Source organism: Singulisphaera sp. GP187, from assembly GCF_900129635.1.
Lineage (GTDB): Bacteria > Planctomycetota > Planctomycetia > Isosphaerales > Isosphaeraceae > Singulisphaera.
Genome location: NZ_FSRB01000001.1, coordinates 4,619,798 through 4,645,545, shown reverse-complemented (window position 1 = coordinate 4,645,545; position 25,748 = coordinate 4,619,798). Strand labels below are relative to the sequence as shown.

Genomic DNA, 25,748 nt, shown 5'->3' with positions numbered 1-25,748 from the left:
CTCCCTTAGTTACAGGATTCCCAGACCGTTCCAGCCCGGCAGCCGACCCGCGCCCGTTGGCAGTCACCCAGGCGGCTCGCCTGGGTAACTGGCCCGCCAATCAATTTCGCTCAAGCCGAGACCCCAATGCTTGGCTTGCTTCCAAGTGGAGCGGCGCGCGTGGGGCTCGTTCCATCACATGTCGGCGTTCAGGGCCAGGCCGGCGAGTTCACCGTTGCTTCGGGTTCCGAACGCGACGCCACCCAGGCCGGTGGCTCCCTTGAAGGCGCCGGTGCCGCCCGTGATCTTGTACGAGTCGGCGCGGATCGTGATTTTGACCGATCCCTGGGTGTTCGCCAGGGTGAGGTTGCCCCGGTACGAATGGGCGCCGGCGCGAACCGTGTCGGTCACGCTGCCGCTGGTCTGAACCGCCCCCATCGCCGCGAGTCCGCCGGAGCCTTGAAAGTTGTAAACGTACGCCGAGCGGCCGGTCGACTTGGGCGCTGACCAGGCGTCGTGCCTCATCAACGGCCCGGTCAAATCCACGAATTTGCGCTGCAACGGGTGGAGCCCCGAGAGCAGCACCCGGGAATCCATCATTTCCACTTGCGGACGCATCGTGCGCTTCGGAGACATCGTTTGTCCTGCCACGGGCCCGAGCATTTCGCTCAATCCATAAGAATCCTCTGCTTCGTATCGGCCCGAAATGGCTTCTTCTCTAGCTTTCGTGTCCCACCACGACGGACGTAGTTAGCCTGATTTGACGTCTCGGTAATTTCGGCAGGGGTGGCGGACTTTGTCAGGGCGTTGCTCAGCCTGTTTTTCCAGGCTATGCTCAGCGTCCCACCCATCGGCTTCGGAATGCGCCACAAGACTGTCAAAAAAAGCTTGAGGACACCGTCATGTCGCCACGGTCAGACTTACTCTCTCGTCGCGGGTTTGTAGGCCAGAGCTTGGCCGCGGTGGCCGCCTCAGGATTCGGTCCCCAACTCGTGGCTCGGGCGGCACAGAGCGACCGCAGTCCTCAGGACGGACCGATTGCGATCGGGTCGCGGCGGGAGCTCTTTGTCGACGACTTCTTGGTCGACCGGCTCTCCGGCAAGGCCGAGATGAGGCTGCACCACCCGGAGCCGAAGGAGGTTGTGCTTGCCCATGACGCCCCGTGGGAGGGGAGTGGCAGCGGGTATCACAGCATCTTTCAGGACGGTCCGCTGTACCGGATGTATTATAAAGCCTGGCAACTCGACGTGGCGCCGGGGAAGGTGGGGACGGCAGGGCACCCGCTCTATTGCTGTTACGCCGAGAGCGAGGACGGGATCCACTGGCGCAAGCCCGAGTTGGGGCTGTTCGAGTTTCGCGGTTCGAAGGCCAACAACATCGTGATCGCGAGCGGCAAGTGGGGAGCGCTCGAGGTCGATGGCGGGCACCCCGCGGTCTTCAAGGACAGCAATCCGGGCGCGGCCGCCGATGCGCGTTACAAGGCGTTCGTCCGTTGCCCCAAGCCGAACGGACTGCTCCCGTTCAAGTCGGCCGACGGCCTCCACTGGTCGCCCATGAGCGACGGCCCGGTGATCACCGCCGGGGCGTTCGACTCGCAGAACCTTGCCTTCTGGGACCCAGCGCTCGGCGCGTACCGAGCCTACTGGCGGATCTTCACAACCATCAGCAAGGGACGGAGCATCCGCGCGATCCGGACGGCGACGTCGAAGGATTTTCTCCATTGGGACGAGCAGGCCGACCTCACCTACGTCGACTCGCCGCCCGAGGAGCTCTATACCAACCAGATCAAGCCGTACGATCGGGCTCCCCACCTACTGATCGGGTTCCCGACGCGGTACACCGACCGGGGCTGGTCCCCTTCCATGAAGGCCCTGCCCGAGGCAGTGAACCGCAACAATCGCGCGGGGGCGTCAACGCGATACGGAACGGCCGTGACCGACGCCCTCCTCATGGCGAGCCGCGACGGGGTGAAGTTCCGCCGCTGGAACGAGTCGTTCCTCCGCCCTGGCATCGAGCGTGACGGGACGTGGAACTACGGGCACCAGTACATCGCCTGGCACCTCGTCGAAACCAAGTCGTCCCTCGACGCCGCGCCTGGGGAACTGTCGCTCTACGCCACCGAGAGCTATTGGACCGGTACGAGCAGCGTCCTTCGCCGTTACACCCTGCGGGTCGACGGCTTCGTTTCCCTCAACGCGCCGATGAGCGGCGGCGAACTCGTGACCAAGCCGTTGACGTTCGAGGGCAACCGCCTGCGTCTGAACCTCGCCACCTCGGCCGCCGGTTCACTGCGCGTCGAGCTCCAAGACCAAGGGGGCCAGCCTCTCCCCGGGTTCACCACCGCCGACTGTGACGAGGTCTTCGGCGATGCCCTCGACCGCGAAGTCTCCTGGAACGGAAACCCCGACGTCAGTTCGCTTGCCAATCAGCCGATCCGACTCCGCATCAGCCTGCGCGACGCCGACTTGTACGCGCTACGCTTCGGGCCGGCGACTTGAATGTGTAAGCTTGGGGATTTGCAGTTATTGATGTAAGTGGTGTTTTTTGTAGGGTCCGCTATTGCGGACCATCTTCGATTGCGGCATCAGTTGGAGCTGGGGTCTGCAATGGTGACTCATGACGGATGGTCAGCAATAGAGGACCCTACTCATGCGGACTTTTGCGGTTTCAAATACATATGAATAAATGTGATAATTGAAAATAGCAATGGATGGTGGGCGTGGCCCACCAGTTTTGGCCTTCACTGACTCAGAAAAACAACGATCCGCCATAGAGCTAAGAATCCCCCTCGTTCCCACGGTCCTCCGTGGGAATGCCGTCCCCGACGCTCCGCGTCGTCTGGCCCTCGCAAGCCGAGGGCGCAGAGAGGTTGTGATTTTTTTATGCGGCAGACGTAAAAGGGGTGCAAAAGTACAGACTTTTGATGCCTCTCTCGAGCTTCAAACTCCGACTGAAGATCGATCCAATGAATTTGGACCTCTATAGTCGAGTTTCCGATTAAAAAAATCACAATCTCAGAGCGTCCTAGTACTACAGCGCCAAGTTGTACCGTCTTGATCCGCCAGCCATTGCGAAAGTATGCTCGCCTTCATGGTTTATGGAGGGACGAGTATGGATATCCCACAGATCCGCAAGCTCAAACCCGCGCTGAACAAGTTCCTCAAGCGGTTCGATGACTGCTTCCCGCGCAAGGACACGCGGTCCCATTTGCCGGTGTACGTCTCCGGGCAACTCTCGGACATCCCCGAAAAGAGTGTCGAGCCGATCGCCATCAATGCCGGCGTCCCCGTCAGGACCCTGCAGGAGTTCCTCAGCCAGCACTGCTGGGACCAGGACCGGGCGCGCGACCGGCTCCAGCACATCGTCCGCGACGAGCACGCCGGCCCCAACGCGATCGGCGTCTTCGACGAGACCAGCGACGTCAAGAAGGGGAACAAGACCCCCGGCGTGCAGCGGCAGTGGTGCGGCTCCGTCGGCAAGAAGGAGAACTGCATCGTCACGGTCCACCTCGCCTACGCCCGCGACGGTTTTCACTGCCTGCTCGACGGCGAACTGTATCTGCCGGAGTCCTGGTCCTCTGACCGCGACCGCTGCCGGGAGACTGGCATCCCCGACGCTATGGTTTACCGGCCCAAGTGGACGATCGCCCTGGAACTCTACGACCGCGCCATCACCAACGGTCTGCACTTCGACTGGGTGACCTTCGACGAGGGCTACGGCAGTAAGCCCGAGTTCCTGCGGGGGTTGAGGGGCCGCAGCCAGAAGTACGTCGGCGAGGTGCCGCGGAGCTTCATGGGCTGGATCAAGGCACCGCGTGTCGTCACCAGGAAGTATCGCAAGCACGGGCGGGGCCGCGGCCGCAAGACGCCTCGCCTGGCGAGCGGCAGCGCGCCGGCCCGGCGGGTCGAGGCGATGCTCGATCAGGACGGGTTTCGCAACCAGCCCTGGGTCCGGTGGCGGGTCAAGGACGGGCACAAAGGGCCGATGGTCTGGGAAGTCAAGCACTTGCGGTTTTCCCCCGTGGGCGCGGACGGGTTGCCGGGCGAGCCGCTGCACCTGGTCGCCGCCCGCGACGTCTTGAACCCGGCGGAGTTGAAGTTCTTCGTCGGCGACGCCCCCGAGGAGACGTCGGTGCAGGTGCTGTTGCTCGTCGCATTTTCGCGGTGGCGAGTCGAGCGCTGCTTCGAAGACCAGAAGTCCGAGATCGGGCTGGATCAGTACGAGGGCCGACGCTACCAGGGGCTCAAACGCCACCTGATCCTGAGTTGCCTGAGCTACCTGTTCCTGTCGCGGATGCGACAGGAGTTCGGGGGGGAAAAACCTGGGCCTGACGGAGTGCCAGGTACACACCGCAGTAGCGGCGTTGATCCCATTCTGGTGGTTGGGGCTGAGTGCTCCGCGGAAGCTACTGGAGCGAACCTCCGAAGAGATCGAGCGGGCGCAACGTCGAAACGCCGTGGCACAGCGGTGCCACACCAAGCGGACAAGGCGAAGGCTGCATGAGTTGGGCATCAAACTCACAGAGTTGCCCCGATGCAAATGGGATACGACTTAGTTCAAGTTTCGCATAAACAGGGACGGATCGGGAGCGGCCCGAGGCCTGTTATCGACCCCGGCGACCCCTTGATCAAGTGCGAGTGAGGGCCGAAATCTCCGGCCGATGTCGGCTCAGCCCGCGCGGCTGAGAAACTCGGTGAGCTGCGCAATCCAGGCTTTTAGGTCATACCGGTTGGATAGCGCTCCCTCGGTTTTCTCCTCATAGCTGACCCGCCTCAAGGTCGTCAGCAGGTCGGCAAACGAGGCCTCTTGCTTCTTCGGATACCACGGGCGGACCGGAAAACGAAGAAATCGATGACCGGTCTGGTGGAACCAAACCACCACCAAGCTGTAGAGAAACAACGCCATCGGCGCGGTTCGCTCGATGGCCTTGGGGAGGCGATTGGCGGGATCCTCGAGGCCGAGAAGTTGCTTGGTATTTTCAAAAGTACATTCGATTGCCCAACGGTACGAGTAGGCCGAGAGAATCTGCGGGACGGTCCAATCGAGCTTGGTGCAGTAGAACATCTGATCGGGACGTTTCCCCTGGAGGTCACGCACCAAGACGATCGTCAGGAGTCGGTCCTTGCCGGCCTTGTAGTAGAGGGCCTGGATCGTCTTGACCGCCAAGCTGGCATGGAGCCCGAACTGGTCAAAGTCGTGTGGGGTCCAGGGTTGATTCGCATCCTCGGCCCACTCCTTCATGCCGGGGAGGCGCTGGCCTTTCTTGCGGGGCGCCCCTTTGGATTTCTCCTCCTTGGGAGGCGCTGGCTCATAGAGGGCCCCCTTGGGATGGACATGGCTAATGAGATGGACCGTGGGCGGAAGTTGGCCGAGGATGCTCTGGCCCCCATAGGCGCTGTCGCCGGTGATGACGATCTCGTCGTCGGGGAACCAGTCCGCCGCCAAGTGGATCAATTCCATCGCGAGTTCGGGGCGGGTGCGATGATTGGGATCGGGCTTTGCCTTTTTCTTTTTCTGGTTCTTTTTGCCCTTGGTTAAGCCTTGGCGGTTGACATAGAGCCGCATGGCGATGGGCAAGGCAAAGACTTTGGTCGGTGCCCAGAACGGGTGGACGACGATCAGGCAGAGGACGACCCAGTCGTGTCCCCAACTGACGAGAGCTTTGGCTCGACTGGAGATGAGTGGGTCGTAGTGCATGCCGGCGCCGTAGAGGGTGAGTCCGCGTTTTCGGCAGAGGGTGTCGTCGACGGCCCAGTAAAAAGTGGCGCCCGGTGCGAGGATGGAGACGACAAGCTTGGCCAGGGACATCGAGAAGTGATCGAGGTCCCAAGCGGCATGGCTGAAGAAGCGATGGAAGCGTGACCAATGTCCGATGCCAACCTGGCCGCTGGAGAAGATGAGTTCGGTAATATAGCGGTGGCGATTCGAGAGGATCCAGCCGGAGGCGATCAAGGTGAAGGTGTGGAAGGAGGGATTGGTGAAGACGGGTGTGAATTGCTGTAGCAAGAGGAGGAAGGAGGGTGTAAGTTCCATGGGTCGGCGTCCTGTGTCAGGGGAAATTGTTCGGTGTAAGGCCCAAACAATTTGCCAAAAACTGACAGAGACGCCGACGTTTTTTTTTGGAGCCCTATTGAATCTACAAGTCGGAATTTGACATTTGGGAGAAGTGCGAAACTTGAACTTAGCGCTGTAGTACTAGACTGCATTCCCACGGGGGACCGTGGGAACGAGTCGCGTGAGGCTTCCTAGCCCTGGATCGGGTCGTTGAGAAAAAACAGGAAGTTTGCTGGAACTGACGCCACGTGACCGGGACTCATCGTCCGTCGAAAGCCAGGGAGCGATCAACTCCCCGCTCGCCTTTGTAAGACGAGCGCATACCAATGATCCAGGGACGTGTCGGAAAAAGATCCGCCGGTGCTAAAATCGAGGCTACGGGGCATCATCGGAAAAGAGCAAGGCGGAACACCTGAGATCCCAGGGGCGATTTTTCTCAGCCCTGGTGCTCCTTGCGGACCCCCTTGAACGGTTGCCCATCCTTTTTCTGAGCAATGAATCGGCCGGTCTCGGTATCGCGCTTGGTGTAGCGTTCGGTCAGGGGGCTCGCGACCTGGGAACGCTTGCGGACGGCTCCTTGGCGATGGCCGTCGCCCGGGGGTGGATTCGTGGCCATGATGGTTCGCTCCCTTCATTTTCTCAATGATTGAAGACACAAGCATCTAGGTTGTTATTTCCTGCAAATGCGGCGCCGAATTTGGCGGTTGGCGGGGTGAGAAAGGGGATTTTGTGTCGGCAGAGTGGCAAGAGCGTGTGCGGCGACGGCTGGTGCATTGGGTGGACTCCGGGCTCGGCACCGGCTGGGTGGTGGCCGTTTCCGGGGGAGGGGACAGTGTGGGCCTGCTGCGGGTGCTGCACCGGTTCGGGCCTGAGTTGGGGCTCCGGCTTTCGGTGGCGCACCTCGACCATGGGGTCCGGGGCGAGGCGGGCCGCAACGATGCCGAGTTCGTGGCGGAGCTGGCCGGGACGTTGGATCTGCCGGTGGACCGGGGGCAGTGGAGTCCGACTCGCGCGGGGCACTTCGAGGCCGATGCCCGAGGGGCACGCTACGCCTGGCTGGCCGAGGTTGCCCGGGCGCGCGGGGCGTCGGTCGTGGCGGTCGGTCACACCCGCGACGACCAGGCCGAGACGATTCTCCATCGGATTGTGCGTGGGACGGGGCCTCGGGGCCTCGCCGGGATTCCGTCGCGGCGCCCGTTGGCGGCTGGGATCACGCTTGTCCGTCCGCTTCTGAAGGTGGCGCGCGAGGAGGTGCGCGGTTCGCTCGTGGCGCTCGGCCAGGCGTTCCGCGAAGACGCCAGCAACAACGACCAGTCGCGAACTCGGGCCCGGATTCGCCACGACCTGCTTCCCAAGCTCGCGGCCGAGTACAACCCGAAGGTGGCTGAGGCCCTGGTCCGCCTGGGCGAGCTCGCCGCGGCCGCCGATCGGACTGACCGCCGCCGCGTGCTCGCGATGGTGCGGGCCGCCACGATCGAGGCCAACTCGGACGAAGTGTCCCTCGATCGCGAGGCCCTGGGGCGATATTCGAGGTTCCACCGTACGGAAGTGCTCCGCCTGGTCTGGCGTCGCGCCGGCTGGCCCGAGGCGGGGATGAGCGCCGCACGCTGGCGGCGGCTTGCCGACCTGGTGCAGCGGACCGATGCGCCGAGCTTGGTCCTCGGCGGGATCGAGGTCCACCTTGAGCCGCGGACCCTGGTCATGCGCCGGCGAGGGGCGCCCGTCGAAACTCTCGCCGCGCCCGTTCTCGAGGTGGCGGTGCCGCTCGAACTGCCCGGCTCGGCCCCTTGGATCGATGGCCGGGTTGTCACGACGCTCGATCCCGATGCCCCGCGCGACGAAACGATGGACCTTGACCGCCTTGTCCTCCCGCTCTCGGTCCGCGCTCCCCTGGCGGGCGACCGATTCCAGCCGCTGGGCATGGGGGGGCAGTCCACCCCCTTGAACGACTTCTTCCGGGGCCGGCGCGTGCCGCGTGAGGCGCGGGGGCAGGTCCCGCTCGTCTGCGACCGCCTCGGAATTATCTGGGTGGTCGGCCATCGAATTGCCCACCGGGTCCGCCTGACCGCGTCGACGGACCGGACGGTCGGACTGAAGTGGGAGGCCGATGCTGCCGGGGGGCGTGCGAACGAGTTTTTCTCTACATATTGACTGGTGCAGATAGCTTAAGTGGGTTGAAAGGAATGGCCCATACTTCTCCTTGACCGGAGAGGGAGAGAAACGATGACCGCACCAGCAGCCCAGACTACGGGAAATATGGGGCCAACTGAGGACGCCAAGTACAAGCTTGCCACCGTGAGGAGAACGGGTTGGGCGAAGCTTGACCCCGAGGGATTGGCGATCCCTCGGGACGACGCCCGGGCGTCAAGGAGTCACTTCGAACCAGGCGTTTTTCATCGAGCCGACGAATCGCCCGCGGGGTCCGTCGCCGATGGTCAGCTCTTGCCCCTCGGTGGCCAGGTCGAGATTGTTATCTTCGGTTTGGGCGACGAGGCGGCCGTCGAGGTAGAGCCGGAGCTTCCCGGAGAGTCGTTGTGCGACGACGTCGTGCCAGCCGGGGGCGACCTCGTGATCGTGGGTGGCGAGGCTCCCCGCCGACATCGACCAGACCTCGCCGGAGGGAAGCGTGGTGACGAACATGCGGCCTTGATAAGTCGCCATGGTCCAGGCTCTTCGGTAGACCACGTCCGGGGTGGCGTCGAGTTGTTTCAGCAGCGACCAGGAGGTGTCCCCCTCGTAGCGGTACGCTTTCGCGCCGGGCAGTGAGCCGGCGTAGAAGACGCCGTTGTGGACGAGCATCCCCATCACTTCCGTCTCGGTGCCGAGCCGGCCCGCGTCGGCCCAGCCCCCGGCCGGTTCCATCCGGTAGACCTTGCCCGTGGGCCACGCCCCGACGTGGAGCAAATTCTCGTAGACGGCGAACGAGTAGGTCTGGGTGACGTTGCTGGCCACCTGGCCCAGGTCGGTCCAGGCCTTGCCGTCGAAGCGCGCGACGGACGCGCCATCATAGCTGCCGGCATACAGGGCCCCGTCGAAGACGGCCAACGACTGGACGCGGCGATCGCCTGGGGTGGGGATCGAGGTCCAGCGTTCGCCCCCTTCGTATCGGAAGAAGCCGGCGGGTTTGTACATCGACGAGGCGTAGAGATGCCCGCCGAACGACACCAACGCGGCGACCGCGGGCGTCGGATCGAGGTCGCCCGCCGGCTCCCACTTTCCGGGCCCGGCGAACCGGAAGACGCGACCTCCACGCTCCTGGTTGTCCGACGCCGGGAGCGCCGATCCGACTGTCAGATACTTGCCGGTGGCCACGTAGAGCCGACCCTCGTGGACGGCCATGGCCGTCACGGAATTCGAAGCGTCAGGCGCGCCGAGAGGTTCCCATCGTCCCGGTCCGTCGTAGCGATAAACCTGCCCGCGATCGGGGAGGTTCGGCTCGCACGTCCCGACGTAGAGTCGGCCCTCGTGGACGGCGATCGAGAATCCGAGCAGCGCCTTGCCCGGCCGGCCCTCGGCCCGCCAACTCGGCGTAGTCCCGGCGTCGATCCCGAACTGAAGCTGACGCTGGTTCGCATGGCTCGTCGTCACGCCCGTGTTGTCACGGAGGCCGAGCGTGAATCCTTGGCGTCGCTTCGCGTCCCAGAGGCTTGCCAGGTCGCCGAGATCCCGTAGATCAGAAGCATCTCCCTGAAACGACAACCCGAGCTTGAAGTCGGACTTGCCCAACGGGTGGTCCAGGCGGACGCCGGCGACCGGCGCGGCCCCCGGCCCGAATACGACCTCCTCGCCGCCGATCAGCCGGACCGCCGCGGCGGAGGGCGTCGGCACGCCGTCCTCGGGGCCGGCGGCTGCTGCGACCGTCGAGGCGATCAGCAATCCCTGGCAGGCTCGCACGGCGGACGTCGCGAGTGTGGAACGAATCCAGGAGTACGGGAATCGCTTTGCAGTGATCATGTGAGAGTCTCGGTGCCTGTGTGTTCCGCTCAGGTCCCGCCTGTGAGCCTAACGACCTCGACCGCCTTGCGGTCATGGTGGAGGATGTGGGGATTCCCGGTGGATCGGCGATCTCGGTGGGATCTGGCCCCGAGAGTCGCGTTGCAGTGCTTGGTGGACCGATCAGGCCTCGGTCGGCAGGGCGTCTCAGGCAGGTTGAGGTCGCGGAGGTAAGAGCGTCATGACGACGATTTAATCGAATCAGAGGCCTCGGCGAAATCCACTACCAGGCCGGCACACTCGATTTGAGAGGTTTTGTCTCCTCTGAACTCGGACGAGACGGTGCGACGAGTTTCCTCGTCTTGAAGAGGGATTCAGGCCATCCGGCTGCCGACGGACCGGTCAGTCGGGCTGAAGTGGGAGGCCGATGCTGCCGGGGAGGGGCAACGAGGTTGCGATTGACCCTACCGGCGGCTTTGGCGTACCATCCGGCGCCCCTCGGACTCGTCCCCCTGATCGACCACCCATCTTTTCGGCATCCCATGGCAGAACCGAGGGCGATCGAACGATTTGCATCGCTGGCTCTGGTGCTGGAATGGGCCCTAGGACTGCGCGTGCTGGCGGCCGATCTCGTGCAGTGGTACACCCAGCGCAAGGGGGTTTTGTGCGTCTTCCCCGACACCAAAGTCTACTGGTTCCTTGCGGGCACGATCCGCGATGGAACGCCTTACGAGGTGCTCGACTGGGGAGAGATTCCGCACTTCGCACTCAGGACGCCGGGCTATCCGCTCTTCTTGGCGGTCTGCCGCTTCTTGTTCGGCGATCGCCCGATCGCGGTCCGGCTGGTTCAGGCCGGGCTCGGGGTGCTCTGCGTCTGGCTGGTCTACCGGCTGACCGACCTGTTCTTGCCCGAGCGGGAAAGGGCGGGGGGGGAGCGTCCGAGGCGGTGGACGCCCGCCTTAGTGGCGGCGGCCCTGGTGGCGTTCAACCCTTACTTTATCGTGACCTCGGCGTTGATCTTGACCGAGGCGGTGTTCCTGCCGCTGATGCTCTTCGGACTCTGGGCGCTGGCTGTGCTCTGGACAGGCGACGACGCGAGCGCGCCGCGGCGACGCGGGTGGGCCTGGGCCTTGGGGGCCGGTTTCGCCTGGGGAGCGGCGGTCTTGGTGCGTCCCTCATGGGCCTTGTTCCCGCCCGCAGCGCTCCTGGCCTGGGTCGTTGCGAGCGGCCGGGGCCGGCGGGTTGCGGCGGTCCGGGGGGCGGGCCTGGTGGTGCTGGGCACGGTGGTGGTCATGGCCCCTTGGTGGGTGCGCAACGAGCGGCTGTTCGGGCGGTTCGTGCCGACGGCGATCTGGACGGGGGCCAGTCTTTACGACGGGCTCAACCCCCGGGCGACCGGGGCCAGCAACATGGACTTCATGAACGACCCCGCGCTCTGGCCGCTCGACGAGGAGACGCAGGACGCCTTGCTGCGCGATCGCGCCTTGGCGTTCGCTCGCGATCGGCCGGGGCGGGCGCTCGGGCTGGCGGCCGTCAAATTCGCGCGGTACTGGAGCCCCTGGCCCAACGCCGAGTCCTTTCGCTCGCCGCTCGTCGCGCTGGCCAGTGCAACGTTCACGATCCCTTTGTTTATATTGATGGCCCTTGGTGTTTGGGACCGCCGTCGCGATCCCCGCGCCCTGGTCATTCTGGCTGGCCCCTTGCTCTACTTTTGCGCCATGCACATGGTTTTCGCCAGTTCGATGCGTTACCGCATCCCCGCCGAAATGCCGGCGATGGTGCTGGCTGCGATCGGAGTTCAGAGGTTGAGCCATCGCCTGGCTCGAGATCGTGATCGATCGGTCGTGGAATCGCATTGAAATCCGTGGTCGGCGAAGTGGCTCTCACCACGCAACGGATTGGGAACGATCATCGGTCGCTCGCTTGCGGCTCCTCCAAGGAAGGAGGCATGGCTCATGCTCACTCGGCACCGCGTCTGTAAGGCCCTCTTCTGGGGGACCTTCTTGCTCCTGACTTGTATGGGCGGAGTGATCGGCTTTGCCTTCTGGTATGTGACCGACAGCGAGACGGTGGCCGCCCTGATCCAGTCCCAAGGGAAGCGATTCCTGCCGGGCTCCGACGTGAACGTGGGGCGGGCCCGGATCCGGCCGTTCCTGGGCGAGATCAACCTGACGCATCTGCAAATCAATCAGACTTTGAATGGGGCTCCGTTCCAGACGCTGCGGTTCCCCTGGGCGCGGATCGGGTATAACGCCCGGGCGATGCTCAAGGGGAAATTCGAACCCCGCGAGGTGGTGATCGCGCAGCCCACCCTGCGGCTCAAACAGCGGAAGGATGGGACCTGGAATCTCCAAGGGTTGCTCGCCGATCCCTGGCCGGGCCCGATGATGAAGACCCCGCCGATCCGGATCCAGAACGGGACTGTCGAACTGATCGACGGCGACGTCACCCGGTCTCCCGTGATCCTTCGCGACGTGGCGATTGACATCAAGTCACCCGGCGGCAAGCTCCTCGAGTTCGAGGGCTCGGCCAAGGGAGACGCGTTCAGCCGCCTCGCCCTCAAGGGGACGATCGACCTGGCCACCGGCAAGCTCAGCCTTGGCGGTGACGTTTCCCGACTGGCGATCTCCGCGACCCTCCGAAGCCGGCTTCCCGCCGAGCTTCGCTCGGCGTTCGAGCAGGTGGGGATGACCGGCGGCGAGATCGACTTGCGCGTTGGCCAGGTGTCCTATGACCCGACCGCCAACCCTTTGATTCGTTACGACGTCGGGATTCAGATTCGCTCGGGGGTGTGGGACTGCGCCCATCTCCCGTTCACGATCAACGACGTCGCGGCCAATCTCTCGGCACGCGACGGCGTGATCCGGATCGACCAAGCCACGGGGGCGAACGGACGGACGAAGTTCACGATCGAGGAGAGCTTGATCGTGCTCGGCGATCCCGAACGCGCTCCGCTCAGTCTTCTGCTCCGCGTCGACGAACTCGAGCTCGACAAGCGGCTCCGCGCCTGGACTCCGTCCGAGTTTCTCCCGCTCTGGAAGGACTTTTCCCCCTCGGGACGGATCAAGGCGGCGGTCCATCTCGTCCGCGAGCGCGAAGGGGGACCGCTCGGGTTTGGCTGGACCGTGGATTGTATCGATGCGTCCATGATCTATCGCTTCTTTAAGTACCCGCTCGATCATATCCGAGGAAGGCTGGTCTGCGAGAACAACCAGATTCGCGTCAACTTGCAGACCTTGGTCGGAGGGAAGCCGCTCAAGGCGACCGGCACGATCGATAACCCGGGTGACGACGCCCACGTCAAGCTCCATTTCGAGGGGGAGGCGATGCCGATCGACCAGGCCCTCTTCGACGCGATGCCTCCCGAGATCAATAAAGTGGTCGGCGAGTTCCATCCGACCGGCTCGGTCCGCGGCAAGGCCGACGTCGAGCGAACGCGCCGGACCAGTCCGGACGATCCGCCCGAGGGCAAGGTGACGGTCGATGCGTTCCTGAGCCTCAATGAAAACTGCTCGATCAGGTGGGACGGTCTGCCGTATCCCGTGTCGAACCTGACCGGCGACCTTGAGCTCCACCCGGACAAGTGGATCTTCCGTAAGATGAAAGGCCGCAACGGGCAAGCGGAGATCACCGGCAGCGGGGACGTCGAGAAGCTGCCAGGTCCCGGCCCCGGTGATCGGTTGGCCGTCAAGCTGAAGATGAGAGCCGAGAAGCTCCCGTTCGACGAACAGTTATATGATGCGCTGCCGCCGGCCTGGCGGAAGTCGTGGGAGACGCTCAATCCCAACGGATCGAGCAACGTGGAGGCGGAAATCCTCGTTCATCCCGACCGGCGCGAGCAGTATCACCTTGTGATCGATCCCCGGCCCGAGACGGCCGTCCAACTCAAGTTTGGTCCGCCCCGCCAGCCGGGGGGGAAGGACACCAGCGGGATCTACTCACTCCGTATGGATAAGGTCAAGGGGCGGTTCGTCTCCGACAACGGCGTGGTCAAGATGGAGGACGTGGGCTTCATGTTTTACGGCTCGCCCGTGAAGTTCGCGAGCGGCCAGGTCCTGGTCGCGGACAGCGGCCAGTTCAAGCTCAACGTCGAGCAGGTCACGGTCGAAAAACTCCGGCTCGACCACGAAGAGCTGGTCACGATCATGCCGCCGGTGATGAAGGATTTTGCGCGGCGGCTCGATCAGGGGCGGCCGATTGCCAAGATCAATGGGGACCTCGGTCTGAGCTGGTCGGGCAGGCCTCAGGATTCCGTCCTCTGCGACTGGAAGAACGTGCTCGTGGTGCTCAACGACAACACGATCCAGGCCGGAATTCCGCTGGAGCACCTCCAGGGGCAGCTCGACAACGTCCACGGTCGGTTCGACGGCCAGAGCCTCGAGGTCGGAGGCGCGTTGAACCTCGCCAGCGTCAGGGTGCTCGGCCAGCAGATTACCTCGCTCGAGTCGCCGTTCACGGTGCACCATGGCAAGGCCGAGCTCACGAATATTCGCGGCAAGCTTCTCGGTGGCGTCGTGAGCGGCCGGTTCGGGGTCACCCTCGATGCCACGCCCCAATACGAGACCGAGCTGGTCGTTCAGGAGGCCGACCTCTTGCGCTATGCCGAGACGCTGAGTGGCCACCAGACTTACCGTGGCCTGGTTTCCGGTCAGCTCTCGCTTAACGGCATGGGCAACGACCTGAAGACCCTGCAAGGCCATGGCGAGGCCCACGTCGTGCGCGGAAACCTTGGCGAGCTGCCGCTCGTGTTCCAGCTGGTCAACGACCTCAAGAGGCTCAAGTTCTCACCAGGGAACAAGGATGCCTTGTTCGACTCGGCCGACGTCGCCTGGAACATCGAGAACGGCGACTCGAGGCTCGACGCGATCAAGCTGACCGGCAATGTCATCAGTTTTAAGGGCCGAGGGACGATGGACGTCCAGGGCCGCCTCAACCTGGCACTCAATCCCCTGGCCGGCCGTGACCGATTTCATGTGCCGTTTCTCAGCGATGCCATCCGCGAAGCGAGCGGCCAACTCTTCGTCGTCAGCGTCCGAGGCCCACTCGCCTCCCCGAAGTTCGAGTTCACGGCCCTTCCCAGAGTCGCCGACAGCGTCCGTTCGATCTCGGTCGGCAAGGGCCGAAACAGTCGCGAGGAATCCGACGTGCGGTAGCGCGGTCGGATTGAAGCTTCGAGGCGAGCGAAAACTCTTTGGTGGGCCGTGCCCACTCGACAAAATCTTGGGATATGTGGTGTTGACGGTTACGGGTGGACGCCCCGGTCACCGGGGGGGGCGGCGCCCCAGCCGAGCTTGTCGCGGAGGGTCCGGTAGAAGCTGTGGCCGGGAAGGCGGACCATCGGGAACGGAGTCTGGCCGCGGCGGACGATCACGCGGTCGCCGCTGCTGACCGGGAGCTGGACCTGGCCGTCGATGACCAGGACGGTCGCGACTCCGGTGGCCAACGGGATCATCTCGTAGACCTTGTGGGTGCTGTCGACCAGCGGGCGCTGGGTCAGGGTGTGGGCACAAAGCGGTGTGACCACGAACATGTGAGCATTCGGAGGGAGGATCGGCCCCCCCGCCGAGAGGCTGTGCCCCGTCGAGCCGACCGGCGTGGCGAGGATCAGGCCGTCGCCCCGGTAGGTCATGACGCTCTCGCCGTCGATCGAGAGGCCGATCTCGAGCAGGTGAAAGACCGGCGCGGCCCGGAGCACGACGTCGTTGAGGCCGCGGAACTCCCGGGTCGGGCCCGACCGAGGCGCCAGCGTGCAGGCCAGGGTCATCAGGTTCTCGACCGTGTACCGCCGCTCGGCCAGGTCGCCGAGCCGTTCCAGGAACGCTTCGGGAGTCAGCTCGGCCAGGAAGCCGAGCCGGCCCACGTTGATGCCGAGCACCGGCGTGGGCCGATCGCCCATGCGTCGGGCGGTGTGCAGGACCGTCCCGTCCCCGCCCAGCACCAAGGCCACGTCGGCCGAGAGGCCGGACAGGTCGGTGTCGGGGGCCAGGTCGAGGCCGACGAGATGGAGCGTGGGATGCTGCTCGATCGCGCCGGCCAGTCGCTTGGCCTCGATGTGGACCTCCGGCTTCGTGCCGTTGCCCAGAATCACCACGTTCAAGACGGGCAAGGACAAGGGGCTCGCAGTCGTTCCCGGCGAGGCGGGGTGATTCCCCATAGAGAATGGCCTTCTTTTTGCCCGTTACGGAGAGGAGGGACCCCAGGCCGGGCGTCAGGTGGCGCAGGCCTGGCCATTCTCGGCGAGCACGGCGGGCAGGCCGGCCGCGCGGGCCAGTTCGAGCGCGGCCCGGGCGATTCCGTCGACGTCGAGGCCGACCTCGGCGAGCTGCTCGTCGCGTTCGGCGTGAAGGATATAGTGGTCGGGCAGGCCGAGCCGCCGCACGTTGGCCGTCGAGAGGCCGGCGTCGCTGGCCACTTCGAGGACCGCCGAGCCGAAGCCGCCCGCCAGACAACCTTCTTCAACCGTGATGACGAAGCCGCATTCCTCGACCGCCTTGAGCACGACCGTCTTATCGAGCGGCTTGGCGAATCGGGCGTTGACCACGCCGATCCGGAGGCCGTACTGCTGCCGGAGCCGCTCGGCCGCCCGCAGGCAGGAGCTGACCAGGGTCCCGCAGGCGAGGAAGATGCCGTCGGTCTCCCACTCGAGGACTTCGGCCTGTCCCAGCTCGATCGGCTGCGCCTCACGCTCGATCGTCTCCAGGTTCGCCTTGGGGTAGCGAATCGAGACCGGCGCGTTGTGCCCGAGCGCGAACTCGAGCATCGGCGCGACGTCTTTCTCGTCGCCCGGGGCCATGACGACCATGTTCGGGAACATCCGCATGTAGGCCAGGTCATAAGACCCGTGATGCGTCGGCCCGTCGGACCCGACCAGGCCCGCCCGGTCGAGCGTGAATACGACCGGCAGGTTCTGGAGCGAGACTTCCTGGAAGATCTGGTCGAACGAGCGCTGAAGGAACGTGCTGTAGATATCAACAATCGGCCGGGCCCCGGCCTTGGCCATGCCGGCGGCGAAGGCGACGGCGTGGCTCTCGCAGATCCCGGTGTCGAAGAAGCGATCGGGGAAGACCTCGCGGATCTTCTGAAGCTTGTTCCCTTCGCACATCGCGGCGGTCAGGACGGCCACCTTCGAGTCACGCTCCATGGCGGCGAAGATCGCCGCGCTGACGGCGTCGGTGAACGCCTTGTGGCTCGACGTCTTGAGCGGGATGATCCCGTCCTCGACCCGCTGAAACGGCGCGGGGGCGTGGTACTTGACCGGATCCTTGACGGCCGGCTCGAACCCGTGCCCCTTGTCGGTCAGGACGTGGAGCAGGACCGGGCCGTCCATCGCCTTGACCTTCTCGAGGTAGGTCCGCAACGTCTTCAGGTCGTGGCCGTCGATCGGGCCGATGTAGGTGAAGCCGAGCTCCTCGAAGAGCATGCCGCCGTGGACCGACGCCTTGATCGCGTCCTTCATCTGCTGGAGCCAGCGGTCGGCCTGGTCACCGACCAGCGGGATCGCCGGCAGGAGCTTGCGGACCCGCCGGTTCCAGTCACTGTACATCGGCGTCATTCGGGCTTTGTCGAAGTAGTAGCCCAGTCCGCCGACCCGTGGGCAGATCGACATCTGATTGTCATTCAGGACGACCAGGAACTTCTTGCGGAGCCCCCCCGCGTTGTTCAAGGCCTCGAAGACGATGCCCGAAGGGAATGCGCCGTCGCCGATGACCGCGACCGAGTGCCGCTCGGGATGGCCGACCAGGTCGTCCCCCGCCTTCAGTCCCAGGGCGGTCGACGGAGCGCAGCCGGCGTGGCCGGTCATGAACAGGTCGTACAGGCTCTCAGCCGGGTTGGGGTAGCCCATCAGGCCCCCCTTGGTCCGGATCGAGTGCAGCTCGGCCGCACGTCCGGTGATCAGCTTATGCGGATAGATCTGGTGCCCGGTATCCCAGATCAGGCGGTCCTGGGAAAAGTCGAACGCCAGGTGGAGGGCCAGGCAGAGTTCGACCACACCGAGGTTGCTTGCGAAGTGCGCGGATCGTCGGCCGACGATTCCGATCAACTCCTCGCGCATTTCCGCCGCCAGCCTCTCGAGGTCCTTCTCGGAGAGCGAGTGTAGGTCGGCCGGCGACTCGATCTTGGGCAACATCGTGCTGCTCATCAGCAGTCCCTTTCCAATAGATCCAGGGCCAGAGCCCGCAACCGATCACCGCAATCTCCCAAGGGGGCCAGAGCCGCGACGGCTTCGTCGGCCAGTTGCCTGGCACGCTGGCGACTCCCCTCGATTCCTAATAAACCGGGGTAAGTCCACTTTCCTAACCCGGAATCTTTGCCGACCCGCTTGCCCAGCTTGGTTTCGTCGCCCTGGACATCGAGCAGGTCATCAATAATTTGGAACGCCAAGCCCACAGCGCCGCCGTAGACATCCAGGGCGTGCAGCTTCGTCGCATCGGCGCCGGCGACCAGGCCCCCCATCCGGAGCGAGGCACGGAGCAGGGCCCCCGTCTTGCGGCGGTGGATCGACTCCAGCGCCTCAAGGCTCGCGTCGGTCCGCCCTTCGGCCTCAAGGTCGGCCATCTGGCCCCCGACCATGCCGCTCGGCCCCGACCCCTCGGCCAACGCCCGCACACAGGCGACCGCCGCTTCGGCGGGCCGGATGTGCTGGGCCAGGATCTCGAAGGCAAGCGTCAGGAGACCGTCACCCGCCAGGACCGCCGTTGCCTCGTCGAACGCCTTGTGGCAGGTCGGTCGCCCGCGCCTCAAGTCGTCGTCGTCCATGGCCGGCAGATCGTCATGGATCAGGGAATAAGTATGCACTAGTTCGAGAGCGCAGGCTGCGGGGAGCGCGGCCGAAGGTTTGGCCCCACACGCCTCGGCTGCGAGCAGGCAGAGGATCGGCCGGAGCCGCTTGCCGCCGCCCAGTACGCTGTAGCGCATCGCCTCGGCCAGCCGAGGGGGGCAGAGCGCGCCCGCGTCCTCACCGGCCGGTAGGTAACCCCTGAGTGCTTCATCGACCTGACGCCGAGCCTCCTCGATTAACGAGGCGGGCGGGGAACTCTCGACTGACCTAGAAGTCATCATGGGCAAGTGATTTCGAGCAGCGAGCCGATGGCGGGGCGGCACGCCGTCCATGCGCACCCCTGAACATCCCACCACGGGGGCCACTTAAGCCGGACAGTGCTCATTGTTGACAAACTTTTCGAGATTGTCCACATGGCTCCGTCAAAAACTTTGCAACGCAAAGTGAGGGGAGAATCAGAAGGGAATTCCGTCATTCGGTTTGGGGGTTTTAGGTGTTTTGGGGCCTGGGGAGTCGCCCCGGTCGCGGTCGGCGGTGGCGGTGGTGTCGAAGGGGGTGGTCAGGGGTTGACCGTTGCCGTCGACGCCGGTGAGCAAGGCGACGGTCCGATCGGCGCCATCGAGCAGGTTCTGGCAGTGGGCCAGGAGGTGAATCCCCCGTTCGTACCTGGCCAGGGCCTCGGCCAGGGCGGGCTCGCCGCCTTCGAGTTGGCCGACGATTTGCTCGAGCTCGACCAGGGCGGCTTCGAATTCCAGCTCAGGTTCCACGATCAGGATCTCCCTTCGACACGGCTGGTGATTTGTTGGCCCGAGGCGAGCCGGGTTTGCAACTGGTCGCCGACCTGGACGTCGTCGGCCGAGCGCACCAGGGTGATGCCGTCGGCCTGGAAGGTCAGGCTATAGCCGCGGGCGAGGACGGCGAGCGGGCTGAGTGCCTCGAGGGCGGTGGCGAGCCGGCCGAGCCGGTGCCGGCGGCCGTCGAGGTCGCGGCGGACGGCGCGGTCGAGTCCCTTGGAGGCGGCGTCGACCTGGGAGCGCGCCTCTTGCAGCCGGAGCCGGGCCGACAACGCGATCCGATCGGCCAGGCGGCCGAGGGTCCGGCGAATCTCGACCGCATCGGGCACGCAGAGCTCGCCCGCCTCGCTCGGCGTGAGGGCGCGGCGGTCGGCGGCGAGGTCGGCGATCGTCAGGTCGACCTCGTGGCCGATCGCCGTCATGACCGGCAGGGCGGAGCCGACGATGGCTCGCGCCACGACTTCTTCATTGAACGCCCAGAGGTCCTCAAGGCTCCCGCCCCCTCGGGCGAGGATGACCAGATCGGCGCCGGCGACGCGGTTGGCCAGGGCGATCGCCTCGGCGACCTCTTCGGCGGCGCCGACGCCCTGGACCCGGGCCGGTGCGATCAGAATGTCCGAGGCCCGCCAGCGCCGGCTGATGACTTGCAGCAAGTCGCGGACCGCCGCGCCGCTCGGGCTGGTGACGACCACGATCCGCCGCGGGAACCGGGGTAGAGGGCGCTTCCGCTCGGGGTCGAACAGCCCCTCGGCCGCGAGCCGGGCCACCGTCTGGCGGAACGCCAGCTCGAGCGCCCCGATCCCTTCGGGCTCGATCTTGCGGATCGTGACCTGGTACTCGCCCCGGGGCGCGTAGACCGCCAGCTTGCCCCAGACCGTGACGGCCAGGCCGTCGACCAGGTCGAAGACGAGCCGCTGGGCCTCGGCCTTCCAGAGCACCGCGCGCACCTGCGCCCCGTCGTCCTTGAGCACGAGGTAGATATGCCCCGACCTCGGCCGCGCGACGTTGGAGACCTCGGCCCTGAGTGCGACCTCGGAGAATCGCCGCTCCAGGGTCGATTTGATCCGACCCGTGAGCTCCGACACCGTTTCGAGCGGTGGCCCAGACGGTTCATCGTCGCCGAGGTCAAACAGTGACAAGCTGGTCATGAGGCGAGAATTCCGGGCCACGCGGGAGGTCGGGACGGTTCCTTACGCCTTTTGCGTCGCCTGTCCCGCAGCCCTATCCTACTCTCCGCCGGCGATCTCAGCAATTCGGGCAGTGAACATCCCGAGGCCACGTCGCCCGGCTGGAATGAACCTTGTATTGGTAAAAAAGCCATGGATGTCGATATTTCGTAGGGTGGGCACGGCCCACCAGCCTTTCCCACAAAACCTGGTGGGCCGTGCCCACTATACGAAACAGCGACATGTTTGTGAGAGAGAATGAGTTGCCCGCTCACATGTCCAGCCGACGAACCGGGCGTTACGGAGTCGTTGCTCGTGGGGTGGATTCACTCGCCGCTGGGTTTGGCTCGGCATCGTTTGGTTGGTTGTCATCGGGCGCGTCGATAATCGCGCGGAGATCGACATCGCTCCACTTGCCAGTGTCGTTGTCGAAGGTGTAAACGTGGCCGTCGCCCTCAATGGAAGCCATTCCGATGGCGGCGAGCGGACTCCCTTTTGTGCCATTGGGAAGTTCCACGACGTCCCAACGCTGCAGCTTGGGGCTGAAGCCATAAGCGTATCGACCGAGAAGGTAGACGACGATATCGGTGCCACCGAGCGGTGATACAACACCATTAACGGGTTCGCGTAGGTCCTGCGTGATCCACTTTCCGTCGAGAGAACGGGAGGCGGCGATGCGAATGATATTCGACCCCTTCAACCTGAGGGCTCCAGCACCCGGTGAGGCAATGGGAATGACCTCGAGTGGAAATTCCTTCGAGGCGGATAACTGGAGTGACTGAGTCTTGTTGGTTCTCGTGTTATAGATCTTGATTTTATCCCCCAGGGGAGACACAACGATCACTGAGTTTTTGAAGGTGTGATGTTTGTATTGATTCGAACCTCCCTGGAGGGCAAAACCTGTGTGAGCGTTCATGCCGAAACCCTCGGCGGGCAGCCTGATTGGCGTCGCCGTTGCGGCTTGATTAGGCTTGGCTTCTTTGGTTGAGGCTGGTGTCGGGTTGGCCTGCAAGGTCTTCAACTCGGCCTGGATCGCTTGCAACTGCTTTTGCAACTCGGCATTCCGCCGATTCGCCTCGTCGAGTTCCGTCTGAATCTTGGCCACGGATCGGGTCAGGGCCGCTTGCCGATCGTCGGCGACCGGCTTGACTGCGGGGGCCTCGTCGGTCCCACCGATGCCGCCGAACTGAGCGAAGGCGCGGAGGCTTCCCATGGCGAGGACGCAGGCGAGTGTCGCCGCGCCGAAGGTTTTCCACTGTGAGAGAGTCATGGCGTAAAGTACCCCCCGTGCCAGGCCGACCGCCGTGGTCGAGGCCAGCGCGGCCCCGGCTGCTTGTCGCGCCGTGAAATTCAAAGACGCCCGCACCGTCGTTTCGAGCAAGGCCGCCGGCACCGCCAACGCCACGTCCGAACCCCACTCCGCCGCGAGCACGCCGGCGGGCACGGCGACGCCGCGGCGGGTCAAACTCCTTCGCAATCGTTCCTTCGCCCGTGAGAGCCGGGAGAGGATCGTCCCCTGGGGACAGCCCAGCCGTTGCGCGGCCGCCTCGGTGGTCAGTCCTTCGAGGTAACAGAGCACGACCGGCTCACGGTATCGCTCCGGCAATCGAGCGATCTCCTCGTGGAGCTCGGGCCAGGATTCGCTCTGGCCCTGGTTGTCCTCAGGGGAATGGGCCGCGGCGACGATCGCGGCTTGGCGTTCTTTGATCCGCCGCCGGGTGGCGTCGGCCTTGGACCTGAGCGCGACGCGGCGGGCGACGCCGTGGAGCCAGCCGGCCACCGAGTCTTGATTACGGATCGCATGGGCCTTGCTGGCCAGGACGAGGAAAGTGGCCTGAAACGCATCCTCGGCCTCGTGGCGATCGTGGAGCATTTGCCGACAGACGCGGAGGACCATCGGTCCGTGCCGCTCGGCCAGGCACGTGAACGCGGCCTCGGCGGTGTCGTCCCGCCCGGCCACGACGCGTTCCCCGAGTTCGCTGTCCGACAGCCCTCCGATCGCCCCCACGCTGTAGAGCGTTTGGAGATGCTTCAAGATGATGCCGTCGGTTGATTCGCCCATCGTTCGATCCCCTCGTGCTCTTGCTTCTCAATAAAGTGCCGGGAAGCGAGTGGGCGATTCCAACTTTTCTCCGAACGCGTCCCCTTTTCTTGGCCCTGGCATTATCAACGGCCCACGCGACCCTGTACTGCGTCCTCGCCTTAGAAAGACAGGACGCTGACGCTCCTCGCGACTCGTTCCCACGGTCCCCCGTGGGAACGAGGGTGATTCCTCGCTCGATGGCGGGTCGTGGTTTTCATGAGGCCCCTCGTGCCTCAAAACAACGTGTAAATGAACGGTGCCGCCGCGGTGGACGCCATCGCCAGCAGGACGCCGAACACGCCGAGCACCAGCAGGATCGGCAGCAGCCACCACTTCTTGTTGTACTTCAGGAAATCGAGCAGTTCGGCCGCCAGGCCTGGCTGCGAGGACTGGGCCAATTCGTCGAGACTGTCGGTTTTCGGGTTCTCGATCCGGTCGTTTGCCATCGTCTTGTCCCGAGCGGAGAGGGTCTGCGCTGTCGCCCCGATAAAAAATTAGAATTGACGCAAGTATTGATCGGTTCCGCGGTCAGGGTCGTACGGTTCCCAGTAGGTTGTGGCGTCGCGGTCGAAGCGCCGGGTCAGCGGGTCGCGGCCGAGCAGGCGGAAGACGAGGGCGATTGGCGTGATGACTCCATAATAGACGACGGCCAGGGCGAGGTGCGAGACCACCCAGCCGATCGGCCAGGTGGCCAGGGTCAGGCCGAGGTAGACCGGCTTCAACGCGGTCGGCCGCCAGGCGCCGACGATTCGGCAGGCCACCGCCGCGACCCAGAAAGTGGCCGCGAGCGTCGGTTGCCCGCGCAGGGAGGCCAGCGGGGCGGCGACCATCCCCAGGAAGAACAGGCTGATTTCGGAGAACTGGGCGAGCGTCTTCGGTTCGGGCCGCCAGTCGATCGGGGTCAGGGACATCGCCGGGGTCCTTTTCTTGTTTTCTTTCTTCGGTTCGTTCAGTCGAGCGGGAATCGCGCCAGGTGAGCGACGACTTCGGCCTGGGTGAGCGGGCGCTGGCCGGCTTTGCGGACCACGCAACGGCCCAGGGCCAGAAGGTCGATGTGGGTGGCGACGAAGCCGCGATAGGCGTCCGCCGGCGTGCAGACGACGGGTTCGCCGCGGACGTTGAAGCTGGTGTTGATGAGTGCCGGGCAGCTCGTTTGCGTCGCGAAGGCGCGGAGAAGTTGGTGGAAGAGTGGGTTCCGTTCGGGATCGACCGTCTGGATTCGCGCGGACCGGTCGACGTGAGTGACGGCCGGAAGCTCGGTCTCGGGGCGAGCCGCGAAGGTGAGAAGCATGTAAGGACTCTCATCTTCTGGGCGCATGTCAAACAAGTCGGCGGCTCGGTCGCGGAGCACGGCGGGTCCGAACGGGCGGAACGACTCGCGGAACTTGACCTTGAGATTCATGACCGCCTGCATCTCGGGGTTGCGGGGGTCGCCCAGCAGGCTCCGTGCGCCCAAGGAGCGGGGGCCGAACTCCATCCTTCCCTGGAACCAGCCGACAACCTGGCCACCAGCCAGCGCTTCGGCGACCGCCTGGCAGAGTTCCTCGTCCGACCCGTACCGGGTGTATTCCGCCCCTTGCTCCTGGAGGAACCGCTCGATGGTGGCGTCGGAGAAGGCGGGGCCGAGCAATGACCCCTGTTGTGAGTCCGTCGGCTGAGGGGTCCTGGGGTGCCCGAGGAGTTGATGCTCGATGAACAGGGCGATGCCGAGGGCTCCGCCCGCGTCGCCGGCCGCGGGCTGGATCCAGATCTCCTCGAACGGCCCTTCGCGGAGGATCCGGCCGTTGGCGACGCAGTTCAGGGCGACACCTCCGGCCAGGCAGAGTTGCTTCGCTCCGGTTGCCTTGTGAACGTGCCGAGCCATCCGGAGGAGAATCTCCTCGGTGACGGCCTGGAGCGACGCGGCCAGGTCCATCTCGCGCGGGGTGACCGGCGACTCCGGGCGGCGGGGCGGTCCGCCGAAGAGCCGGTGGAACTTCGCCGAGGTCATCGTCAGACCATGCGTATAGTTGAAGTACGACATGTCCATGCGAAACGAGCCGTCGTCCTTCAGGTCGAGCAAGTGCTTCAAAATGAGGTCGGCGTAGACGGGCCGGCCGTACGGGGCCAGTCCCATGACCTTATGTTCGCCGCTATTGACGCGGAACCCGGTGTAATAGGTCAGGGCCGAGTAGAGCAGGCCGAGCGAGTGGGGAAAGCGGAGCTGGTGCGTCAAGCCAATCCGATGGCCTTGGCCCATCCCAAAGCTGGCGGTCGTCCACTCGCCGACCCCGTCGACGGTCAGGATCGCCGCCTCCTCGAACGGCGACGGGAAGAATGCGCTGGCCGCGTGGGACTCGTGGTGCTCGGCGAAGACGAAGCGACGGTGGTAGCCGCCGAGTCCCCGGGCCATCGCCTTCGGCAGGAAGAGCTTGGTGCGGAGCCAGACGGGCATCGCCCGGCGGAACGACCGAAACCCGCGTGGTGCGTAGGCGATGTAGGTCTCGAGCAACCGCTCAAACTTCAGAAGCGGCTTATCGTAGAATCCCACCCAGTCGAGGTCGGCCGGTGTCAGTCCCGCTTCGCCCAGGCAGTAGGCCACCGCGCCGGCGGGGAAGCCGGCGTCATGCTTCTTGCGGCTGAATCGCTCCTCCTGCGCGGCGGCCACGATCCGGCCGTCAACCACGACCACCGCGGCCGAGTCGTGATAGAACGCGGAGAGCCCGAGGATTGCGGTCATGCGTCGGCTGTCACGGTGACCGTGGATTGGGAAATCAAGCGAGTCTGTCGCCAGGAAACCGGGCCGTCTGTCTGTCCCAGAGGCCGAAATTCGCGGGAGAAACTCGTTCCCAGGCTCGGCGTGGGAATGCCGTTCTGGCCGCTCTGCGACCCCACCTGCCGGAGAAGACGACGCGGAGCGTCGCAGACGGCATTCCCACGCAGAGCGTAGGAACGAGATTCCAATATCCTTGCTACAGTCT

18 protein-coding genes are annotated in these 25,748 nt (G+C 64.7%); 5 read left to right on the top strand and 13 right to left on the bottom strand.

Translation table 11 applies throughout. The annotated features are described in order from the left end of the window. Positions 1-174: 174 nt before the first annotated feature. Positions 175-615, bottom strand: a complete 441-nt coding sequence (locus BUS42_RS17940) for a hypothetical protein (RefSeq protein ID WP_254053590.1) — start codon at positions 613-615, stop codon at positions 175-177. Positions 616-881: 266 nt separating this feature from the next. Between BUS42_RS17940 and BUS42_RS17935 the strand changes: the two genes are divergently transcribed. Together BUS42_RS17935 and BUS42_RS17930 are read left to right on the top strand one after the other, a co-directional pair. Next, positions 882-2,477 carry a hypothetical protein gene (locus tag BUS42_RS17935; protein ID WP_083670287.1) on the top strand — a complete coding sequence of 532 codons (1,596 nt, stop codon included), beginning with the start codon at positions 882-884 and terminating at the stop codon, positions 2,475-2,477. A 613-nt stretch (positions 2,478-3,090) separates the two neighbouring features. Beyond that, positions 3,091-4,482 (top strand): IS701 family transposase, encoded by a 1,392-nt coding sequence (locus BUS42_RS17930; RefSeq protein WP_074304409.1) that lies wholly within the window; start codon positions 3,091-3,093, stop codon positions 4,480-4,482. Positions 4,483-4,647: 165 nt separating this feature from the next. Here BUS42_RS17930 and BUS42_RS17925 read toward each other — a convergent pair whose 3' ends face one another. Together BUS42_RS17925 and BUS42_RS17920 are read right to left on the bottom strand one after the other, a co-directional pair. Beyond that, positions 4,648-6,012 (bottom strand): IS701 family transposase, encoded by a 1,365-nt coding sequence (locus tag BUS42_RS17925; RefSeq protein ID WP_074304624.1) that lies wholly within the window; start codon positions 6,010-6,012, stop codon positions 4,648-4,650. A 457-nt stretch (positions 6,013-6,469) separates the two neighbouring features. Then, positions 6,470-6,649 carry a hypothetical protein gene (locus tag BUS42_RS17920; protein ID WP_074308444.1) on the bottom strand — a complete coding sequence of 60 codons (180 nt, stop codon included), beginning with the start codon at positions 6,647-6,649 and terminating at the stop codon, positions 6,470-6,472. Between the two features lie 113 nt (positions 6,650-6,762). Here BUS42_RS17920 and tilS point away from each other — a divergent pair, with 113 nt between their 5' ends. Then, the gene (tilS, locus tag BUS42_RS17915; RefSeq protein WP_074308442.1) at positions 6,763-8,184 is read left to right on the top strand and encodes a tRNA lysidine(34) synthetase TilS; all 1,422 of its coding nucleotides are present in this window, start codon (positions 6,763-6,765) and stop codon (positions 8,182-8,184) included. 213 nt (positions 8,185-8,397) lie between these two features. Here the strand turns inward: tilS and BUS42_RS17910 are convergent, their stop codons facing one another. Then, entirely contained in the window at positions 8,398-9,987 is a 1,590-nt protein-coding gene (locus BUS42_RS17910; protein WP_074308440.1) for a Kelch repeat-containing protein, read from the bottom strand. Between the two features lie 521 nt (positions 9,988-10,508). On the opposite strand from BUS42_RS17910, the gene BUS42_RS17905 reads away from it, so the two are divergent. Then, positions 10,509-11,825 carry an ArnT family glycosyltransferase gene (locus tag BUS42_RS17905; RefSeq protein WP_074311188.1) on the top strand — a complete coding sequence of 439 codons (1,317 nt, stop codon included), beginning with the start codon at positions 10,509-10,511 and terminating at the stop codon, positions 11,823-11,825. Positions 11,826-11,921: 96 nt separating this feature from the next. Next, positions 11,922-15,119, top strand: coding sequence for an AsmA-like C-terminal region-containing protein (locus BUS42_RS17900; protein WP_074308438.1), 3,198 nt, complete (start codon positions 11,922-11,924; stop codon positions 15,117-15,119). An 89-nt stretch (positions 15,120-15,208) separates the two neighbouring features. On the opposite strand, the gene BUS42_RS17895 is transcribed toward BUS42_RS17900, so the two are convergent. The 9 genes from BUS42_RS17895 to BUS42_RS17855 form a co-directional block, all read right to left on the bottom strand. Then, complete coding sequence (locus BUS42_RS17895) at positions 15,209-16,120, bottom strand: NAD(+)/NADH kinase (RefSeq protein WP_074308436.1); 912 nt, start codon at positions 16,118-16,120, stop codon at positions 15,209-15,211. Positions 16,121-16,174: 54 nt separating this feature from the next. Then, entirely contained in the window at positions 16,175-18,106 is a 1,932-nt protein-coding gene (gene dxs, locus BUS42_RS17890; RefSeq protein WP_074308433.1) for a 1-deoxy-D-xylulose-5-phosphate synthase, read from the bottom strand. Beyond that, positions 18,106-19,026, bottom strand: coding sequence for a polyprenyl synthetase family protein (locus BUS42_RS17885; protein WP_254053589.1), 921 nt, complete (start codon positions 19,024-19,026; stop codon positions 18,106-18,108). Before BUS42_RS17885 ends, dxs begins: the two co-directional genes overlap by 1 nt. Before the next feature lie 174 nt (positions 19,027-19,200). Next, positions 19,201-19,512, bottom strand: a complete 312-nt coding sequence (xseB, locus tag BUS42_RS17880) for an exodeoxyribonuclease VII small subunit (RefSeq protein ID WP_410001687.1) — start codon at positions 19,510-19,512, stop codon at positions 19,201-19,203. A 2-nt stretch (positions 19,513-19,514) separates the two neighbouring features. Further along, a complete protein-coding gene (gene xseA, locus BUS42_RS17875; protein WP_074308431.1) occupies positions 19,515-20,687 on the bottom strand; it encodes an exodeoxyribonuclease VII large subunit in 1,173 nt (390 codons plus the stop codon). 316 nt (positions 20,688-21,003) lie between these two features. After that, on the bottom strand, positions 21,004-22,767 hold the full coding sequence (locus BUS42_RS17870; RefSeq protein ID WP_074308429.1) for a sigma-70 family RNA polymerase sigma factor: 1,764 nt from the start codon (positions 22,765-22,767) through the stop codon (positions 21,004-21,006). A 254-nt stretch (positions 22,768-23,021) separates the two neighbouring features. Further along, on the bottom strand, positions 23,022-23,234 hold the full coding sequence (locus BUS42_RS17865) for a DUF5989 family protein (protein WP_074308427.1): 213 nt from the start codon (positions 23,232-23,234) through the stop codon (positions 23,022-23,024). Positions 23,235-23,282: 48 nt separating this feature from the next. Continuing rightward, a complete protein-coding gene (locus BUS42_RS17860; RefSeq protein ID WP_074308426.1) occupies positions 23,283-23,699 on the bottom strand; it encodes an SxtJ family membrane protein in 417 nt (138 codons plus the stop codon). A gap of 38 nt (positions 23,700-23,737) precedes the next feature. After that, entirely contained in the window at positions 23,738-25,507 is a 1,770-nt protein-coding gene (locus BUS42_RS17855) for a carbamoyltransferase family protein (RefSeq protein WP_074308425.1), read from the bottom strand. Between the last annotated feature and the right edge of the window lie 241 nt (positions 25,508-25,748).

Excerpts from the sequence above, each read along its gene's own strand:
- BUS42_RS17940 (WP_254053590.1), bottom strand. The coding sequence starts at position 615 with ATGTCTCCGAAGCGCACGATGCGTCCGCAAGTGGAAATGATGGATTCC.
- BUS42_RS17935 (WP_083670287.1), top strand. The coding sequence starts at position 882 with ATGTCGCCACGGTCAGACTTACTCTCTCGTCGCGGGTTTGTAGGCCAG.
- BUS42_RS17930 (WP_074304409.1), top strand. The coding sequence starts at position 3,091 with ATGGATATCCCACAGATCCGCAAGCTCAAACCCGCGCTGAACAAGTTC.
- BUS42_RS17925 (WP_074304624.1), bottom strand. The coding sequence starts at position 6,012 with ATGGAACTTACACCCTCCTTCCTCCTCTTGCTACAGCAATTCACACCC.
- BUS42_RS17920 (WP_074308444.1), bottom strand. The coding sequence starts at position 6,649 with ATGGCCACGAATCCACCCCCGGGCGACGGCCATCGCCAAGGAGCCGTC.
- BUS42_RS17910 (WP_074308440.1), bottom strand. The coding sequence starts at position 9,987 with ATGATCACTGCAAAGCGATTCCCGTACTCCTGGATTCGTTCCACACTC.
- BUS42_RS17905 (WP_074311188.1), top strand. The coding sequence starts at position 10,509 with ATGGCAGAACCGAGGGCGATCGAACGATTTGCATCGCTGGCTCTGGTG.
- BUS42_RS17900 (WP_074308438.1), top strand. The coding sequence starts at position 11,922 with ATGCTCACTCGGCACCGCGTCTGTAAGGCCCTCTTCTGGGGGACCTTC.
- BUS42_RS17895 (WP_074308436.1), bottom strand. The coding sequence starts at position 16,120 with ATGGGGAATCACCCCGCCTCGCCGGGAACGACTGCGAGCCCCTTGTCC.
- dxs (WP_074308433.1), bottom strand. The coding sequence starts at position 18,106 with ATGAGCAGCACGATGTTGCCCAAGATCGAGTCGCCGGCCGACCTACAC.
- BUS42_RS17885 (WP_254053589.1), bottom strand. The coding sequence starts at position 19,026 with ATGATGACTTCTAGGTCAGTCGAGAGTTCCCCGCCCGCCTCGTTAATC.
- xseA (WP_074308431.1), bottom strand. The coding sequence starts at position 20,687 with ATGACCAGCTTGTCACTGTTTGACCTCGGCGACGATGAACCGTCTGGG.
- BUS42_RS17870 (WP_074308429.1), bottom strand. The coding sequence starts at position 22,767 with ATGGGCGAATCAACCGACGGCATCATCTTGAAGCATCTCCAAACGCTC.
- BUS42_RS17865 (WP_074308427.1), bottom strand. The coding sequence starts at position 23,234 with ATGGCAAACGACCGGATCGAGAACCCGAAAACCGACAGTCTCGACGAA.
- BUS42_RS17860 (WP_074308426.1), bottom strand. The coding sequence starts at position 23,699 with ATGTCCCTGACCCCGATCGACTGGCGGCCCGAACCGAAGACGCTCGCC.
- BUS42_RS17855 (WP_074308425.1), bottom strand. The coding sequence starts at position 25,507 with ATGACCGCAATCCTCGGGCTCTCCGCGTTCTATCACGACTCGGCCGCG.